The following is a 17,623-nucleotide window of genomic DNA, read 5'->3' on the forward strand; positions in this document are numbered from 1 at the left end:
GTGCCTTGAGGAATACTCAGCTCAACGTCGTTGACAAAAAGTGTCATATTCGCGGTAGGTATTTGCGTCATATGGTAACGTGTTGTCTGCTCTACAACGTTTGCTTTGACGAAGCCGTTAGTCTGTGGTGTTTGAAGGTGTGTTAACTGTTGGCGTTTGGCATGAAACGTGGAAAGACTTAATCCGTGATGTTCACAAAAAGCACGTTGAGTGAGTTGGCTGGATTCATAACACTCAAACAAAGTCTGCCATTCTTGATTGGTACGTCGTGTTGCCATTTTAAATCTCCTTTGGATTGGAGATTTGATCTTATTCTTCGAGTAAAGTGATTAGAATGCGGTGTTTATGGCACGCTTACGGTATTCTTTTCGCCACCACCTATTAGATCGCTTTAATAAAATTACTGCTAAATGACCGTCCATCGTGGCGGTCTTTTTGTATCCTAAAATGTACTTTATAAGGGAGGCATTCATACTCTTTCTAATATCTACCTGCTTTGGTAGAGCAAGTCACTTAACAAGCTTCTGTCCAACAATGAGCTAGCTCTCTTGGCTAGCTCATATCTGCCCCAAAATAATTCAGAGCTAATACTCTATAATTTTTAGAGGCCTGCATTTCCCCTACCAAAAGTTAGGCAAAAGACACATAATAAGTGATGTTACTCTGATTCGTAAAACAACGAATTAGAATACGTGCTAAAGGTTTGCTGTTCGGTACTTTCTTGGTGTCTGATTAAACAATTTCTTAAATGCCTGTACATAAGCGGAATCGGAAGAATATCCCGACTCGATAGCAATTTCTTGAATACTCATTTTCGAGCTTAACAATTGCAAAGATAAAACTAGCCTTATGTTTTGTCGCCATTGTGCAAAAGATTGAGAAAACTCTTTCGAGCATAATCGGGACAATGTGCGTTCAGATGCACCGACTTTTGTCGCCCATTCTTTTAATGTAAACGGCAAATCAGGCTGTTTTTGAAGCTGTGCGAAAATAGAGAAAAGACGCTTATCGGTAGGAATAAGCAGTGGTATTTCATAACTTTCTGCAACTTCGATTTGATCTCTCAACACCATCAGTAAATGCGTGATATTGGACTCAGATTGAGAGTGTGTGTTGCTTTCAAACAGAAGTAGTATCAACTCTTTGACGAAAGAATTTACCTGACAGGATTTAGGTTCGCTTCCATACCGAAGATTTTTACATGGGTTGAGGTAAATCGCCCAAAATTGTGTATCTGTAATCGCAACGGATTTATGAACTGTATTTGCGGGTATATAGAGCATGCCATTATGAGGCACTATCCCGCTTTTATCACCAATGTCTGATTGTAACAATCCCTGGCGTGGGAACACTATTTGATGCCATGGATGTGAGTGAAAATCATCAATATAGCCAGAGGCCATTTGGGTCGTTCTAGTTATGAATTGTTTATCAGGAAAGTTTCTGATTATCTCATTGGCTTGCATGGTTGGCGATTTATCTACATTAGGTGTCTGTTAGTATATAATACGCCACTTAGATTTGGTATAAAATTGTCAGCCTATTATTCAGTAAAGAGCTAAAGATGCGTATCCATTTCATTATTCATGAAGATTTTGAGGCTCCTGGAGCTTATGAAGCTTGGGCGAATAAACACCGTCATGCCATTACATACTCGCGAGTATATCTAGGTGAACCTCTCCCCCAAGATATTGAAGACATTGATTTTCTGATTGTTATGGGGGGCCCACAAGATCCTGCGACCACTATCGAACAATGTTCTCACTTCGATACCAAAGGTGAACAGGCAGTCATTGCAAAAGCGATTAATGCAGGCAAAGTTGTACTTGGTATTTGTTTGGGATCCCAACTTATTGGTGAAGCGTTAGGTGCTCATTATGAACATAGCCCTGAACGTGAAATTGGTAAGTTCCCTATCACGCTGACCAAAGACGGTTTTACCCATCCACTGTTTGACCATTTTGGCACCGTTTTGGAAGTAGGCCATTGGCATAACGATATGCCTGGACTGATACCAGATGCCGAAATCATTGCGTATAGTAAAGGCTGTCCTAGACAAATTGTTGCTTATAGCGATTTGGTGTTTGGTTTTCAGTGTCATATGGAATTGACTAAAGAAGTCGTAGCGCTGCTCATCGAAAATACTGATCTCAGTGAGGTAGAAGACTTTCGTTTTGTTGAGAACCCCGAAGTATTACTGAGTCATAACTATGATGAGATGAACGAAAAACTACATGGCTTTTTAGATAAGTTGGAACGCTTGTATAAATCACAGAACTAAGTGGTAGTTTAGTGGCTTATCAAAATTTGGTTCTCAGGAAACATTTTTACTACCAATACGATATTCTTACCTCTAAGGTGAACGCTAAATTTGTTATCGATATCTGAAGTAATCCGCTTTCAGCTCATTTAGGAAATCATCTAACAAGCTTTTGTCCGTGCGACCTGAAGTCGTATGAAGCGTTGTTCACCACGCAGAGTGAACTACAGTCTGACGACAAAATTGATAAGGTTACAGACTCAATGGTTGACCGTAGCGTTGCGGACGAAATCGATGATGAGCGGTTCTCAGAAAATACAGCCCTTTGTATCAAACTGCTTATAACTGGAGTACCAGCATTATTGGTTTGTGTCCTTGCGAGCATCGCTACATAACAAATAAGGATTAAGCGTGCGTAGCCAACGTTAAATCTCAAGTGTTGAATAACCCCGAGCCTCTATATAAGTAAATTGTGCGATCGGCACATCAGTTTTTCTATTTGCCATACCCCTAGTTATTGATGGTTTTCTAATTTAGCAAAATCGCTGGCACGTTTATGTCCAAAAGTGAGTTAGCTATTCGGCTAACTCATATGGATTAGTTTTTATTACCTTTTGGTAGTTCTATTTTTATATGTTTTTTTATACATGTATAAAAAAGAGTGAATCTGATAAGTATATGTAATAAAAAATCAAATTCACTCACTTTCAAACTCTTATATGCTTTTAACTAGAAAGAGAAAATGAGCGACCTCTTTTAAAATCAATAACGAATGGTTTTGTGAATAGTTAATTCTCAGTGGTAAGGTGATTATTTTCTTCGCCAAGGAAACCACCGGTTTGATGTGCCCATAACTGAGCATAAATTCCTTTTTGATTGATTAGCTCTTGGTGCGTACCTTGCTCAATAATTTGGCCTTTATCTAATACGATAAGACGATCCATCGCTGCAATAGTGGATAAACGGTGGGCAATCGCGATAACTGTTTTACCTTCCATTAATTCAACCAAACTCTCCTGAATCGCCGCTTCCACTTCAGAATCCAACGCTGAGGTTGCTTCATCTAAAATTAAGATTGGTGCGTTTTTCAGTAATACACGAGAGATAGCAATGCGCTGACGTTGTCCTCCTGAGAGCTTAACACCACGTTCACCAACCTGAGCATCGTAACCAATATTGCCAAACGGGTCTGTCAACGTTTCAATAAACTCATGGGCATGTGCTTGTTTGGTTGCAGAAAGTAATTGCTCGTCACTAGCTTCAGGGTCACCATAAAGAATATTTTCTTTAATAGAGCGGTGAAGCAGAGATGTATCTTGCGTCACCATACCAATTTTACTGCGTAATGAATCTTGCGTAACTTCCGCAATATCTTGTCCATCTATGCGAATATTACCGCCCTCTAAATTATGAAAACGTAGTAGCAAGTTAACCAACGTTGATTTACCCGCGCCAGAGCGACCAACTAAACCGACTTTTTCACCGGGCTTAATATTCAACGAGAGGTGATTGATAACATCTTTATTTTCGCCATAGTTAAAACTCACGTTATCAAATTCAATGCCGCCCTTTTGCACAGCTAATGGCTTAGCATTAGGCTCATCTTCAATTTCAACCGGTTTAGATAGTGTTTTCATACCATCGACAACGGTACCCATATTTTCAAATAGCGCACCAACTTCCCACATGATCCACATCGACATACCATTAATACGCAGAGCCAAACTAATCGCAATTGCAATCGACCCCACTTGAATTGCGCTGTGCATCCATAGGTAAATAGAAAGGGCTGAAATAGAAAAAAGTAACAAGTAGTTAGCTATTTGAACGCAAATATCAAATCCAGTAACCAAGCGCATTTGATGATGAACCGTTGCAAGGAAGCCCTTCATCCCTTTTTCGGCATAATCGGTTTCACGTTTACTGTGGGAGAATAGTTTGACTGTTGCAATATTGGTATAACTATCAACAATTCGTCCTGTCATCGTTGAGCGGGCATCAGCTTGCTCTGCTGCAACCTTCTTTAGCTTAGGAACAAAGTGAATTTGAATACCAATATAGGCGATTAACCAAGCCAACATAGGTAACATTAATAGCAAATCAGCTTGAGCAAGGATCACTAGCATTGAAGTAAAATACACAGATACGTAAACAAAAACATCAGCCGTTTTCATTACCGTTTCTCTTACTGCAAGAGAAGTTTGCATTACTTTAGTTGCAATACGCCCAGCAAAGTCATCTTGGTAAAACGAAAGGCTTTGTTTTAGCAGATAACGGTGAGCTTGCCAACGAATAGACATTGGGTAGTTACCCAGTAACGTTTGGTGCGATAGCAATGATGAGATTAAGACTAACAATGGCATTACAATAAGCACTACCACGGATAGCCAAATCAAGGTTGTCCCGTTTTCAGCTAAGAATGTTTTAGGATCACTTGCTGCTAGCCAATCGACTAACTTACCCATAAAACCAAATAGCACTACTTCAATAATTGCAACAATGGCACTGAGTAATGCCATACAAACTAACGGTTTCTCAAACCCACGAGTATAGTAACGACAAAATGCAAAAATACCTTGGGGGGGTTGCGTGGGTTCTTGCTTTGGAAAAGCGTTAGTGAAACTTTCGAAGCGTTTGAACATAGTTCACCTAAGAAATTGGTATTAATCGAGTATGTGTTATTTAGTGCTATGTATTAACTCAATAAGAAGAGAAAGCAGGGTGGTATTGCAGAGTTAACGTTAAGCTATATCTGACTGTTAATCATTATGATAACAATTGAAGTGTACGTTTTTTATTCAATTTAATCAATGTGATAATTGCAGTTTATAAAATTGAAACACATCGGTAATTAGAGTGAAAAAGATGCGCTTAGAAAATTAGTATCTAAGCGCTATTTATACTTGATTACCACAGCTCTACATCAATGATTTCCGTTTGGATTTTGTAATCATTCATTTTCGGTACGGTAAAAATAATATCTTTACCTTTTTGTTGGGTTTTCGCTCGGAAGTAAGTATCAGGCATTCGCTTGATGGAACGCCAAAGGGTCACATCTTGTGATTCAATTTTTTGATTATCAGCATCATTTAATGTAACGCGTAAAGCAATAGACATCACTGATTTAGAGCCTTGATTTGTCAACATGGTTGGAATGATCAGCTGACCATCTGTGTATCGGGGGGCTTGTAAAAGGATATCAACACCGCTGTTACTTAATTGCTGGATATTTTTGGGTTTGCTAAGTGACACGTTTGCTGCTTTAGATGCGGTTACTAGCGGTATTGCATTTTGTGTCTCAGAATTTGTTTTTAGAGGTACTGCTTGAGAGGTGACCGAAGTTTTAGAATGAGAATTTTCAGATGCAGGTGTCTTGGTAGATGGCTGGTTATATTGCCAAGTAAAATCATCATGCAGTATGACTTGGCGACCATCTTCTAACGTGACCGTTTGATCTGCAGCCCAAACTGGTTGCACTGTTGTTAACGCAACAACGAATAAACCGAGTTGAGTTGTTGTTTTCATTTCATATCCTTGGTATTGAGTATCCGATTTTTGATTTTATCAGTTTTATGCTTCTAATGGATAAACTGTCTATATTTTTGTTTGTAGGTTACATAAAAAAGGCTTGCCTCATGGCAAGCCTTTGTATTTATATTGTGATTAGTCGAAATTATAGCTTTTTAGAGAAAATCCCACACAGTGCAATAATCGCTAAACCTACTAACATGATGTCGCCTTTATCACTATCAAATCCAGCTTTCACACCTGAAATGGCAACAATAGCGATAGCAACAGGAATGATATATTTAATCAATACATACCAAAGGTTGAACAGTGGGAAAGCTACTTTGCCATCATTGGTAATTTCTTTTTTCAGCTCACTTCGATCTAAACGCCAGCCCGCAAATAGACACACCAACATACCACCAACAGCAAGGAAGATTTTGTCAGTAAGTAAGTCAAAGACATCAAATGCGCCTGTGTCGAATAGTTTAGGACCAAAGCCACCAATAGACAGTGAAGCAAGAATATAAAGTAGTGCCATCACAATACTTGCACTGATCACAGCAGTCACACGGCTTAAACCTTTCTCGTCAATTAAGTAAGCAACGACCACTTCAAGTAATGAAACAGATGAGGTTAATGCAGCCACACTTAAACCAATGAAGAATAGAAGTGCTAATAAGAAACCAATGCCGCCCATTTCAGCAAACAATTGCGGTACAACAACAAATACTAAACCTGGTCCTGCTGAAGGTTCCATGCTGAACGCAAACATAGCAGGGAACATAGCGATACCGGCTAGTAATGCCACCCCCGTATCCATTGCCGTAACCATAGCGGTGGTTTGTACAATATTCTCTTTTCTGCGTAAGTAACTACCGTATGTCAGCATACAACCCATACCTAAGCTTAGAGAGAAGAATGCCTGTCCCAATGCAGCAAGCACAACAGAGCTATCAATTTTTGAAAAATCAGGTTTGAACAAAAATTCTAAGCCCGCCATTGCGCCAGGTAAGGTAAGGCCTTTGATTGAAACAACGATTAAGATAATGAAAAGCAGTGGCATTAACACTTTACCTGCTTTTTCTATACCACCAGAAACGCCTCGGATAACGACAAAAATATTAAATAAAAGGTAAAGTCCCATCCAGAAAAGCGGTTGTATAGGATCAGAAATAAAGCTACCAAAACTATCGTTAATAGCCGTTGGCGTGCTTAATAATCCGGTTGAAATTTTATAGATATAAGCAATGGCCCATCCACCAACAACAGGATAAAAGCCCATGATCAGTAGGCCACTTAATACGCCCATTATGCCAACAAACGTCCAGCGACGATCGGTAGTTTTAAATGCCCCAACGGCAGACAAACCTGTTTTACGTCCCACCGCAAATTCGGTTAGCATGACGCTAAAGCCAATAAAAATAACGAAAAATAGGTAAATAGCAACAAACGCTCCGCCACCATTTTCGCCAGCAGTATAAGGAAACTTCCAAATGTTTCCTAAACCAACAGCAGATCCTGCTGCGGCCATAACAAAGCCAATTCGTGAACTCCAGTTTCCACGATTAGCAGTTGTAGAAGTTGATGTGTCCATAAAACATCCTGTTAATGATTGTAGTGAGTCATAATTGTTATAAATATTTAGTCTTAAATATCCTTTTTACTATCAGAAATATGCAAATCTTTGACCATAAATCGTAAAATAAAAAGTTATTTAAGCTGATTGTGTTTACATAATTAACATTTTTATCACGCATCGGCAGGGTTGAAAATCATTAATTGTAATGAATTAGTTAATTTCCTTAAAAAATATAGAAGTGTTATTAGAGGTTTACACTTTTTAGTTTTGTGCGCTGTTCTATTAATCAATGAGGACAAAAATGGGAGATTATGCTGAAAACGAGGTTTTTATTAATAGCCTAAAAATAATAAAATAGTTTCTTATCACCTAATGATTAAAGATGTTTTTTAAATTGATTATGATTTTAGGGTGAATATGGAACATTAAAGCGTGCAGCGTTCCATTTGTTTCGTTTATATAATAAAAAGTCAGCCAATTGGTCATAATGTGTAGTGCAGATAAGCTCCATTACACAGTGCAAAAGGAAAGAGTCCCCAAATGTCACTTGTTATACCTATGGTTATTTATATACAGCAGCACTTAGCCAAAGCTGCAGATAAAGCGCTTGCTGATAATATGCAACAAACACTCAAGGTAAAGCAGCCTTGCTATGGTGTAAATGCCGAGCAACGAAGTGAAATTTTTAAAGATGCGAGAGCACATACAAAAATTGATAATGCCGAAAACTATCGTCGCTTACTGCTTTGGTTATGGTCAGGCGTTTATCGTGAAGAGCGTTTTTTAGCACTTGATGCTGGTGAGTATTACCATAAATTTAGAAATGAACATGCTTTTCATACTTATGAAGAGATGTTGGAAACCGTTGATGGTGTTGATATTGCTGATCGTTTAGTCGAACAGTTAATCAGTCCTGTCGTATTAGTGCATCGCGAATTTGAATCAAAACTAATTGAATGGCGAGAGTCTGATAATAAATGGTTAAGACGAGCGTCATTATTGGCACATTGTCATCACAAACTTCAAACCAATGTCGACTTACTGTGCGAGACAGTACTGTTATTAGCCGATGATAGTGAGTATGAGGTGCAGCAAGCGATAGGGTTAGTGCTGCGAAATTACAGTGAAACCGATTTCCCTTTCGTTGATCATTTCCTTATATCTAATATAGGTATATTAACGCCGCAAGCGAGGCGAGAAGCAAGAAAACTCACATTGGATTTATAGCGATATTTAAGTCTTTAAAGTTAACAAAAAAGCCCGTATGACGTGATCAGTCTTACTAGATCATATCGAATTAAAACGTATACGGGCTTTTTGTTATTCAACAATAGTGACTTTTTCAATCACAATCGGATCACGAGGTACATCTTCATGATCGCGAACCGATAGTGTTTTTACTTTTGAAATTTTGTTTACTACATCCATTCCTGCCGTTACTTGACCAAAAACAGTGTATCCCCAGCCCACATTCGTTGTTGCTGTATGATCAAGAAAATCGTTGTCAGCAACATTAATAAAAAACTCAGCTGTTGCTGAATGTGGGGCATCGGTTCTTGCCATTGCGATAGTACCTATCACATTTTTTAGACCACGGTTTGCTTCATTAACAATGGGGGTGCGTGTTGGTTTTTCTTTCATTTTTACAGTGTAACCACCACCTTGGATCATAAAGCCTTTGATCACACGGTGAAAAATAGTGCCGTTGTAAAAACCATCTTGGCAATATTTTAAGAAGTTCTTAACCGTGACAGGCGCTTTTTGCTTGTTCAGCTCAATCGTAATATTGCCAACATTGGTGGTAAAAATAATCATGTAAATTTGCCGTGGTGTTAAATGAAGGCGGCATTTTAATAGAACCTATAATTTAATAAAAGAAATTATTAGATAATTACATTAAATATTGATTGCATAACTTTGTATCGATAATTAAAAAGATTGCAAATCTAAATAAATAGTTTTGCAATCTTTTATTAATTAATATTTAGTTATAATTAGCCAGAAACACATATTGTAAGTTGTTTCACTGTTGGGTCTTGGTCAACTGGAAAAGCCGTGCCGGCAGAAGGTATATACACGAACACCGCTTTTTTCGTAGGATCTACTCCCGGTTGGTTAAGCCAATAACCGGTAAAAAATCTTGATGCATCATTAGAGGTAGAGTACCAACCTAAAGGTGTATAAAGTTCCATGCCAACTTCACTTGTCAAATTAGATAAACCATTCTCAGGTAATTTCCAATCAGTTATTCCTAAGTAAGATACTGAGTTTAAATTTTGACACCATTGTTCAGCTTCTTCGTATGTCATTAACGCGCCTACAAAACCTAGAGGAACATCATCTTTATCAGTAAAAGCATAAGTATCTGAACTAAAACCAATACGTTCAATAAAGGATTTTTCAGGTGAAGCAACATACTTTTTACCTGATAGTGTTTCTTTAACAGGCAAACAATCGAAATCACCAGTAATACCATTACAAGGGAATTTTTCACTTAAACCTGCGATTTTTACATTGTCCAAAGAAACTGTTTTTCCATCCTTAATTGCAGTAATATTTGTTACTCCTGCTTTTATTGGCGTTAATATGCCATTGTCTATTGTTGCTACAGTTTGGTCAGATGACTCCCATGTTACTCCATTAATTAATGGTATTTCTTCATCGTCTGTGTATAAACCTACGGCATGAATTTTTTCGTCTAAACCAACCAGGAAGTTTGGTGAACTAGATAAACTGATTGAGACAAGTTCATGAGGTGTCACTTCATAGGTTATACTCTTTGAAATATTATCTTTAGTTGCAGTAATTTCAACTGAACCTGTTTTCAAAGTAGATATTTTTCCATTTGTAATTGTTAAAATGCTTTCATCAGATGATGACCATTTAACTTCTGAGGTAATTTCTAATTCTTCATTATCAGAGTAAATTCCTTTAGCTGTAATGTTTGAACTTGTTCCAAGTGGCAAAGAGTTTACAGAAGTAATGAGCTCAAGAGATGTAAGTATATGAGGGGTGACCTCTATTTCTATTGGTGCTGAATTTGTATTACTGACATTTGCTGTAATCTTTGTTGTTCCGACTGTTAGAGGTAAAAAAGTACCATTTGAGATTGTTGCTACAGTCTTGTCTGATGACTCCCAACTTACGGTCTTAGTCATATCAAGACTATTTCCATCTGAATATTTACCACTCGCAGTAAAATTTAATTTTACTCCCAAAGGTGTTTTACTTTTATTTGAAGAAATATTAATTGAAATGAGATCTATACTTGATATCTTAACTTCTTTTATATTACTAGTTATTGAGTCCAGTGAAGCTGAGACTTTTATTATTCCAGGTTTTTTAGTTTCTAAAGTTGAGGAGTTAAAGGTACCTAATTCTTCATCTGAAGTTACCCAGTTAACATCTTTACTTAAATCTTTTTGAGTATCATTATCGTATGTGCCAATTGCTTTAAATTGTAATTTTTCTCCGGTAGGAATTTCTATTCCTGACAAAGTAGAAAGTGTAGCACCCACGTCAGATATCTGAATAGATTTTATTTTTGCTTCTTTTGGTACCGGTGGTACCGGAGAATTACTTGATTTGGAATCACCGTTACACCCGTTAATTATAAAAATACCAAATATCACAGCTAGCATATAAAAAAATTTTTTTTATATTAGATTATCCACTAATTAGAGCATTTAAGTTACCAATTTAACTATCTATCAATAAATAAATTAGCATTTAAATGCATAGCTTTTTTGTCTAGCTATCTAGATATTGATAGGCATCTCACTTTAATTTGTTTTTTGCTAAAAAATTGATTGTTATTACATTTTTTTGATAGGTATTGCTGTTTTTATACAGTTATCTATGCCTTTTAGTAATATTGTGGTGATATTTATAGTCTTTTAGATATATTGATACCGCTAAACTAAACTCAATTGGAATTGGTTGGGTAAGTGATTTTTAAATGTTCAATTACATCTTACTTTCAAAAGGGGATGTGTGGCTTTTTATTTTATTTTCGTTGTGTAGATACCACCCTTGATTATTTAATGTTTGAAAAATATCACTTTAATTAAATCCTTCTTCACAATGTTTAAGAGTTTTGTTCACTCACAGGCGTTTTTGTTTATTAAATTCATTGGTAAATTTACTAGTGAAAATAATCATCTAAAACTAACCGTGGTGTAAATTGAATCGGGCAGTATACGTAATAGTTATATTTTTGTAGTAAAAAAGTCATTAAAGATTGTGCACGAAGCATCATTGTTTAAATTGAAGATCATTATTGACGAGCCTTAATCCGGCTTCTCTACCTTGTTGATAGCCTCGATCTAATTTAATAATATCTTTGGTTAATCTTTTGATAATAAATGTTTTATCAGGTGCTATAGCAGTGATTTTACAATCCTTTGGCGGATTATGAATAAAATATAATGCCTTGTTATAGCGAGATTCTTTGGTTAAAAATTCTTGCCCAAACACGGGATTCGTACGGAATAAGTGACGTGTTAACCATGGCACTTGTCGATTTTTAGCAAACAAGCCTTGAGCATGAGACAAAATAACCGTGATATCACGTGCGCCTTTATTGTAAGCCTCGATCACAGGAATAGGATCGGCAATACCGCCATCGCTCATCTCAATACCATTAACGAGTGGAAATTGACGATAAATGATCGGTAGGGCGCAAGTTGCAGTCATCACTTCATTTAGGTTGTTACGTGTTACTTCAACGTAGTTAGGCTCACCCGTATCAACAACAGTTGTTGTGGCATATAGCGGCACATTACGACTTTCGTATTTGTTTAGCTCTAAAGGAAGCTTACTGATACTGGTGTTCCATAACCAATCAATATCAATTAAGTTGCCACCTTTAACGAAGCGTCTGTAATTAATGAACTCCTTACTGCGTGCGTATTCGGTAATAACTTTGTAGTTACGTTGATAACTTTCACAAAGATATCTCATGAGTACTACAGAGCCTGCTGATACACCGATAGTAAAATCTAATGGGTTGTAGCTACGTTCAATAAATGCATCTAATACACCAGTGGCAAAAATGCCACGCATTGCCCCACCTTCGACAACCAAAGCGCGTTTACTCACATTACTGTTCCTTAATGATGGTGATTCAATTATTCCATATTGGAATCAGGCGATAGTACTCCTTTGAATATGCACAAATTTAACTCTAGATCATGTTTTTATGATATTTTTGTTATTTGGCGTATGATGACGGGCATTATTTTGCGTGTTTTTTCTTCCTCATTTTAGATTAGGTTTTTTGATGCAAATTTTCCAAAAAGATGCGATTGAGTGGTTAACAGCTTTGCCCGATCAAAGTATTGATTTGATGATCACCGATCCGCCTTATGAATCGCTTGAAAAGCACCGCTCAGTGGGAAGAACAACGCGGCTAAAACAAAGTAAAGGTTCGAGTAACCAATGGTTTGATATCTTCCCCAATGAACGATTTGAAAGTTTATTGACACAAGCCTATCGGGTTTTAAAACAAAATAGTCACTTCTATTTGTTCTGTGATCAAGAAACAATGTTTCACATTAAACCCATTGCAGAGAAGGTTGGTTTTAAGTTTTGGAAACCCATTGTGTGGGATAAAGTCGCGATAGGTATGGGATACCATTATCGAGCCCGTTATGAATTTATTTTGTTTTTCGAAAAAGGTAAACGAAAACTGAATAATTTGTCGATTCCAGATGTATTAGAATGCAAGCGTGTTTATCGTGGTTATCCAACAGAAAAACCTGTACCACTATTAGAGATATTAATAGAGCAAAGTAGTGTTGAAGGTGATGTTGTAGCCGATCCGTTTTTTGGTTCTGGCTCAACGTTAGTGGCGGCCGATAAGTTATCACGCCAAGCATGGGGTAGCGATATCTCTGATTCAGCCCATCAACATTTAAAACAACGTCTATCGTCGCGATAGACGACATTTTGAAGCTAGGAAAAAACATGGCCCAACAGGGAAAAATTATTAGCTGGAATCAGCAAAAAGGTTTTGGATTTATTGCACCTGATAACGGTGAACAAGACGTATTTTTTCACATCTCTGCATTGCCGGATAAACAGTGTCGTCCTCATATCGATGAAGCAGTGACATTTCGTATAGGTAAAGATAAAAAAGGGCGGATGTCAGCAACAACAGTGACATTTACCAAAGCTCATTCAGGTTTAGACAAATATACCGCACCCTTTTCAAAAGCACAGTGGTTTAGTGTTATCTTTTTGGCTTTTGTTGCGATATCAGTTGCGCTTTTTAATACCCCTTATCAAGTACTGATTGGATATTTAGTATTAAGTGTTGTGACGTTTGCGGTGTATGCACATGATAAACGTGCTGCTAAGTTAGATAAATGGCGTACTAAAGAAGCAACCTTGCATGTATTAGCCTTAGTGGGGGGATGGCCTGGTGCGTTATGGGCACAAAAGATATTGCGTCATAAATCTCAAAAACAGCCATTTAAAGCAATCTTGTGGACAATGACCATAATTAACTGTGCGGCGTTTATTCTATCGTTTACCCCAGAAGGGATGGCGTTAATCAAACAAGCGTTGCAGCTAATTTAAAATAGAACGTGATTCATTTAATAATGAATCACGTTCTATTAATCGTCCAGCACTCGCCAATTCATAGTGCTGGGCGACAATTAATTTATCGAGTAACAGAAATATCGCCATTTTCATTAGCAGACCAAGTAAAGTGCTGTTTATCTTTACCTGAAATAATCGCGCTACCATTTGTGATATATGGGTGGACTTCCTTGATATTGTATTGGTAAGTCAGTGGTGATAAAGATTCTGTAGACCAGTATTTAGCATCGTTTTCCGCAGTGTTAACTAACACACCTTTAAATGTGACTTGATTACTATTATTCATTGTCATGATGTAATCATTATCTGTTTTATCATTCAGGCTTAATGAAATTATTTCACCATTTGTAATCGCGTTGTGAGTAGTAAACTGTATTGCTTCAATAGTATGAATAACAACCCTGTCAGTTTGTTTCTCTACCTTGATACGACCTTGAGCAACAGCAATATCAATATTCCCTTGAATTTCAGGAATATAACATTCATTAGAATTACCAACTGGTAGGTTTTCAGCACAATCCTTTGCTGCTTTTGCAACAACAGTTAAGGCATCTGCAGTTATGTTTGCATAGTTCTGTATATCAGTTTGGCTCAAGTTATCTACGTCTATCCCGCCGTGCTCTACAATGTCATCACCTGCGTTACAACCCAATAATGTTGTTGCGACCAATGCAGCTAAACATAACTTCTTCATACAAAACCTTTTTCAATATATGAATAAATATTGTGAGCGATGGTAGGTTGTTCATAAATTGAAAGCAATCATCTGCATCGTGAATGACTTGCTTTTGACAAAGAGATGACAGTAATCATTGTTTAAATGATTTTTATGACACTTATCTAACAGAACAACTTAGATACAGAATGATGTAAAGCAGAAGTAGAAATGTAAAGGCTACTGCTTGCCTCTACTATAGTAGCTGGAAGGAATTAATATTTTAATTAGCAAGTGGTTAAATATAAAAAACCAGCACTAGGTTATAGTGCCGGATAAATGAATGCTTGGCGTAATTCTATTTAGCGATAATATCGCCATTAATATCAGCAGACCAATTAAATTTCTGGTTATCTTTACCAGTGATTACGGCATTACCGCTGTTCAGGGACGGAAGCTTGAAATTTTCATCATATTTTAGCTCTAGCCCATTTGTAGACTCAGTAGACCAATATTTTGCATCGCTGTCAGCGGTATTAATGAGCATTCCCTTAAAGCTGACGTTATCAATACTGCCTGGTCGCGTTTCAATGGTCATGTTATAATCTTTATCAAGGTTTTCACTGAAGTTAAGTGAAATTACTTCACCGTTAGTCACTGCATTTGGAGAGGTAAACTCCATTGCTTTTGTTGTATGAACAATGACTTTTTGGTTTTCCTGTTTTTCAATTTCAATTTGACCTTTTACTACACGAATGATTGTAGTTGTATTGTTAGCGCTAAGGTCAAATTTTTCTGTCTCACCAACAGCCATACCATTTGAACAATCATCAGCCGCATGTGCGATGAATGCTAATGCATCGGCAGTTAACTCTGCGTATTCTTGTTTTTGGGTTTGAGATAAATTATTAATGTCGATACCGCCGTGTTCTACAACTTCGTCACCTGCGTTACAACCAACAAGTACTGTAGCTACCATTGCTGCTAAACATAACTTCTTCATGTAAAACCCTTTTTTCATAATATGAATAAATATTGCAGAAGATGTTAGGTTGCGAATAAATTAAAAGCAATCATTTGCAGTGTGAATGACTTACTTTTAACAGGGTTATGACAAAAGTGGCTACATTCGTGGTGTTATGTCAGGTAATTGTAAGATTGGAGGGGGAGGTTGTTGGTATTTTTCTTAGTATCTACTAGAAATTCACTTTGAAGTTAGTGTAATGGCAAAGTCGCTTGGTGATCACTATGAGTTAGCTGAATAACTAACTCATTTGTGGAAAAAAATTTGTTAGGTAATTTTCTCTATCAAAGCTGATAGATATACAAAGGCTATGTATAATTCCTACATGAAGTGCCTTTTAATATACTAAAAGACCGGCAAGGTGGGTGGTCATTTAAAAGTTATTCTATTTATGCTTACTGTGATTAATTAAACATATAATTGGATATCTCGCATCGTTATCAACTGCTTTGATAACTAAATTATCAGATACTCTAGTTACTGTTTCTTTAGAAGTTAGCCAATATCGGTTTTGCGCACCTATATCAGATATAAAGTTTGATGTTGATAAAATTTCCCCATATTCTGACAAAAGAGCAACATTTGAATTAATCGACTTACATATAGAATCAATGTCTAATGAAGAAAATCGAGCTAAAGAGCCATTTTTGTTAAATGGTAAAATAATATTATTATCTCCAATTCGACCTATTTTTTTAAATAGTATGTCTTTATATGTTAAAAAATCGGGTTGATTATTAATATGCCGTACTAAATGTTCATCATAACCAATTGATAGCAATGATTTTAGTGCAGAAGCAATATCCCCTCCTTTAATCGGTCCAACATAGACTCGAAACCCTCGCTTATAAGGTTGCATAGCCATAGGATACTGGATAGATTTTTGTATTAATTCGATTTTATTTAATGCAGCACTTTGACTGTTCTCTGTATATAAAATTTGAAGGTAATAATTGTCTGAATCTTTATATTTTGATGTTGTAGAGAATGAAAAATCAGGGGTTAACATTTTAATATCGATATTAACGCTTTCCTTAGCGAAAGAAACTGATGACATAAAAAAGAAAAAAATAACTGAAAAACAGATAGAAAATAAATTCATGTGCAAAAACTTAAAAGTATTTTTTGGGTTATTCCATTACTCCTAAAGTATCAGTATTCTTACTAAAATTAACAGCTCTATTAAACATAATAGGAATAATGATCACCAAAATTGGACTAACGAAATTTATAATTTTAATTTCAGTGACTAAGGTTTTATGTTGCGAAATAGTTAAATAGATCTCATTGAAGAACAGTCACAAATCTATTTGAATCACTATTTCAGCTGACTATCTGAAATTCAGCGTAAAAGGCATTAATTATTCATGTCAGACCATTTCTGTGCTGATGAGTATAATTAATCCGAATTAGAAAAAAGTGCAAGTCATAGCTTATTTTTTGTATCAATCAGGCCAAAAACAAATGCCAGAGTTGGTCACTCACAAGTGGTCGTTGGTTGGTATGGGAAACCAATTTGTATAATTGAAGTTAATTCACTTGAAGCGTGTAAATATAGCGTAGTGCCGACTAAGTTTATTCATGCAGAAGGTTAGAGCGGCTCTTTATCTAAATGGTGACCTAAAGCTCATTGGCTTTTCTTGTCTGCTGAATGTTCAGAGTTAAATATTCAGCATAATGAGGAAATGATTCTTATATTGGAACGACGTCAAGTCGTTTATCAATAGATAAGATAATAATGCAACTACACGATTAAGATTATCTATCATAACGGTACTTAGTTTGGCTCACAAACACAACTTTAAAGCTGTGACCGATCCTGAAATGGGTAACTTCTATAACGACATGGATTTAGCAAGTCTACTAGGCTAAGTCGCTCATCATTCGTAATAATGAAACCCAGTATGGGGGCTTTAGACGTGGGGCGGCGGCAAGTCTTTAACCTTGTGTTAGTAGAAACTGAAGGTATTTTTGCTTCTCAAATAATGT

15 protein-coding genes are annotated in these 17,623 nt (G+C 36.6%); 4 read left to right on the forward strand and 11 right to left on the reverse strand.

Annotated features, from left to right (window positions below):
* The coding region (locus SKA34_RS02210; protein ID WP_006643863.1) for a hypothetical protein at nt 1-278 on the reverse strand (278 nt) is incomplete at its 3' end.
* A 417-nt stretch (nt 279-695) separates the two neighbouring features.
* Nucleotides 696-1,466, reverse strand: a complete 771-nt coding sequence (locus SKA34_RS02215; protein ID WP_006643864.1) for a helix-turn-helix domain-containing protein — start codon at nt 1,464-1,466, stop codon at nt 696-698.
* A 98-nt stretch (nt 1,467-1,564) separates the two neighbouring features.
* Between SKA34_RS02215 and SKA34_RS02220 the strand changes: the two genes are divergently transcribed.
* The gene (locus SKA34_RS02220) at nt 1,565-2,281 is read left to right on the forward strand and encodes a GMP synthase (RefSeq protein WP_006643865.1); all 717 of its coding nucleotides are present in this window, start codon (nt 1,565-1,567) and stop codon (nt 2,279-2,281) included.
* Between the two features lie 767 nt (nt 2,282-3,048).
* Here the strand turns inward: SKA34_RS02220 and SKA34_RS02225 are convergent.
* The 3 genes from SKA34_RS02225 to SKA34_RS02235 form a co-directional block, all read right to left on the reverse strand.
* On the reverse strand, nt 3,049-4,902 hold the full coding sequence (locus SKA34_RS02225) for an ABC transporter ATP-binding protein (protein ID WP_006643866.1): 1,854 nt from the start codon (nt 4,900-4,902) through the stop codon (nt 3,049-3,051).
* A 265-nt stretch (nt 4,903-5,167) separates the two neighbouring features.
* On the reverse strand, nt 5,168-5,785 hold the full coding sequence (locus SKA34_RS02230) for a DUF3157 family protein (protein WP_006643867.1): 618 nt from the start codon (nt 5,783-5,785) through the stop codon (nt 5,168-5,170).
* A 148-nt stretch (nt 5,786-5,933) separates the two neighbouring features.
* A complete protein-coding gene (locus SKA34_RS02235; protein WP_006643868.1) occupies nt 5,934-7,364 on the reverse strand; it encodes a sodium-dependent transporter in 1,431 nt (476 codons plus the stop codon).
* A 525-nt stretch (nt 7,365-7,889) separates the two neighbouring features.
* On the opposite strand from SKA34_RS02235, the gene SKA34_RS02240 reads away from it, so the two are divergent.
* Entirely contained in the window at nt 7,890-8,576 is a 687-nt protein-coding gene (locus SKA34_RS02240; protein WP_006643869.1) for a DNA alkylation repair protein, read from the forward strand.
* A gap of 93 nt (nt 8,577-8,669) precedes the next feature.
* Here SKA34_RS02240 and SKA34_RS02245 read toward each other — a convergent pair whose 3' ends face one another.
* From SKA34_RS02245 to SKA34_RS02255, 3 genes are all read right to left on the reverse strand, one after another.
* Nucleotides 8,670-9,164 carry a peptidylprolyl isomerase gene (locus SKA34_RS02245; protein WP_006643870.1) on the reverse strand — a complete coding sequence of 165 codons (495 nt, stop codon included), beginning with the start codon at nt 9,162-9,164 and terminating at the stop codon, nt 8,670-8,672.
* Nucleotides 9,165-9,343: 179 nt separating this feature from the next.
* Nucleotides 9,344-10,990 carry an Ig-like domain-containing protein gene (locus SKA34_RS02250; RefSeq protein WP_006643871.1) on the reverse strand — a complete coding sequence of 549 codons (1,647 nt, stop codon included), beginning with the start codon at nt 10,988-10,990 and terminating at the stop codon, nt 9,344-9,346.
* 613 nt (nt 10,991-11,603) lie between these two features.
* Entirely contained in the window at nt 11,604-12,449 is an 846-nt protein-coding gene (locus SKA34_RS02255) for a patatin family protein (RefSeq protein WP_006643872.1), read from the reverse strand.
* Between the two features lie 181 nt (nt 12,450-12,630).
* On the opposite strand from SKA34_RS02255, the gene SKA34_RS02260 reads away from it, so the two are divergent.
* A complete protein-coding gene (locus SKA34_RS02260) occupies nt 12,631-13,290 on the forward strand; it encodes a site-specific DNA-methyltransferase (RefSeq protein WP_006643873.1) in 660 nt (219 codons plus the stop codon).
* A gap of 26 nt (nt 13,291-13,316) precedes the next feature.
* Nucleotides 13,317-13,931, forward strand: a complete 615-nt coding sequence (locus SKA34_RS02265; protein ID WP_006643874.1) for a cold shock and DUF1294 domain-containing protein — start codon at nt 13,317-13,319, stop codon at nt 13,929-13,931.
* Nucleotides 13,932-14,016: 85 nt separating this feature from the next.
* Here the strand turns inward: SKA34_RS02265 and SKA34_RS02270 are convergent, their stop codons facing one another.
* The 3 genes from SKA34_RS02270 to SKA34_RS02280 form a co-directional block, all read right to left on the reverse strand.
* Entirely contained in the window at nt 14,017-14,649 is a 633-nt protein-coding gene (locus SKA34_RS02270; RefSeq protein ID WP_006643875.1) for a hypothetical protein, read from the reverse strand.
* 319 nt (nt 14,650-14,968) lie between these two features.
* Nucleotides 14,969-15,613 carry a hypothetical protein gene (locus SKA34_RS02275; protein ID WP_006643876.1) on the reverse strand — a complete coding sequence of 215 codons (645 nt, stop codon included), beginning with the start codon at nt 15,611-15,613 and terminating at the stop codon, nt 14,969-14,971.
* A 406-nt stretch (nt 15,614-16,019) separates the two neighbouring features.
* The gene (locus SKA34_RS02280; protein ID WP_006643877.1) at nt 16,020-16,736 is read right to left on the reverse strand and encodes a hypothetical protein; all 717 of its coding nucleotides are present in this window, start codon (nt 16,734-16,736) and stop codon (nt 16,020-16,022) included.
* Nucleotides 16,737-17,623 lie beyond the last annotated feature (887 nt).

The sequence above is a fragment of the Photobacterium sp. SKA34 genome (assembly GCF_000153325.1).
Classification (GTDB): Bacteria; Pseudomonadota; Gammaproteobacteria; order Enterobacterales; family Vibrionaceae; genus Photobacterium.

What these genes read in the sequence shown, in the direction of transcription:
- SKA34_RS02215 (WP_006643864.1), bottom strand. Translation starts at nt 1,466, where the DNA reads ATGCAAGCCAATGAGATAATCAGAAACTTTCCTGATAAACAATTCATA.
- SKA34_RS02220 (WP_006643865.1), top strand. Translation starts at nt 1,565, where the DNA reads ATGCGTATCCATTTCATTATTCATGAAGATTTTGAGGCTCCTGGAGCT.
- SKA34_RS02225 (WP_006643866.1), bottom strand. Translation starts at nt 4,902, where the DNA reads ATGTTCAAACGCTTCGAAAGTTTCACTAACGCTTTTCCAAAGCAAGAA.
- SKA34_RS02230 (WP_006643867.1), bottom strand. Translation starts at nt 5,785, where the DNA reads ATGAAAACAACAACTCAACTCGGTTTATTCGTTGTTGCGTTAACAACA.
- SKA34_RS02235 (WP_006643868.1), bottom strand. Translation starts at nt 7,364, where the DNA reads ATGGACACATCAACTTCTACAACTGCTAATCGTGGAAACTGGAGTTCA.
- SKA34_RS02240 (WP_006643869.1), top strand. Translation starts at nt 7,890, where the DNA reads ATGTCACTTGTTATACCTATGGTTATTTATATACAGCAGCACTTAGCC.
- SKA34_RS02245 (WP_006643870.1), bottom strand. Translation starts at nt 9,164, where the DNA reads ATGATTATTTTTACCACCAATGTTGGCAATATTACGATTGAGCTGAAC.
- SKA34_RS02250 (WP_006643871.1), bottom strand. Translation starts at nt 10,990, where the DNA reads ATGCTAGCTGTGATATTTGGTATTTTTATAATTAACGGGTGTAACGGT.
- SKA34_RS02260 (WP_006643873.1), top strand. Translation starts at nt 12,631, where the DNA reads ATGCAAATTTTCCAAAAAGATGCGATTGAGTGGTTAACAGCTTTGCCC.
- SKA34_RS02265 (WP_006643874.1), top strand. Translation starts at nt 13,317, where the DNA reads ATGGCCCAACAGGGAAAAATTATTAGCTGGAATCAGCAAAAAGGTTTT.
- SKA34_RS02270 (WP_006643875.1), bottom strand. Translation starts at nt 14,649, where the DNA reads ATGAAGAAGTTATGTTTAGCTGCATTGGTCGCAACAACATTATTGGGT.
- SKA34_RS02275 (WP_006643876.1), bottom strand. Translation starts at nt 15,613, where the DNA reads ATGAAGAAGTTATGTTTAGCAGCAATGGTAGCTACAGTACTTGTTGGT.
- SKA34_RS02280 (WP_006643877.1), bottom strand. Translation starts at nt 16,736, where the DNA reads ATGAATTTATTTTCTATCTGTTTTTCAGTTATTTTTTTCTTTTTTATG.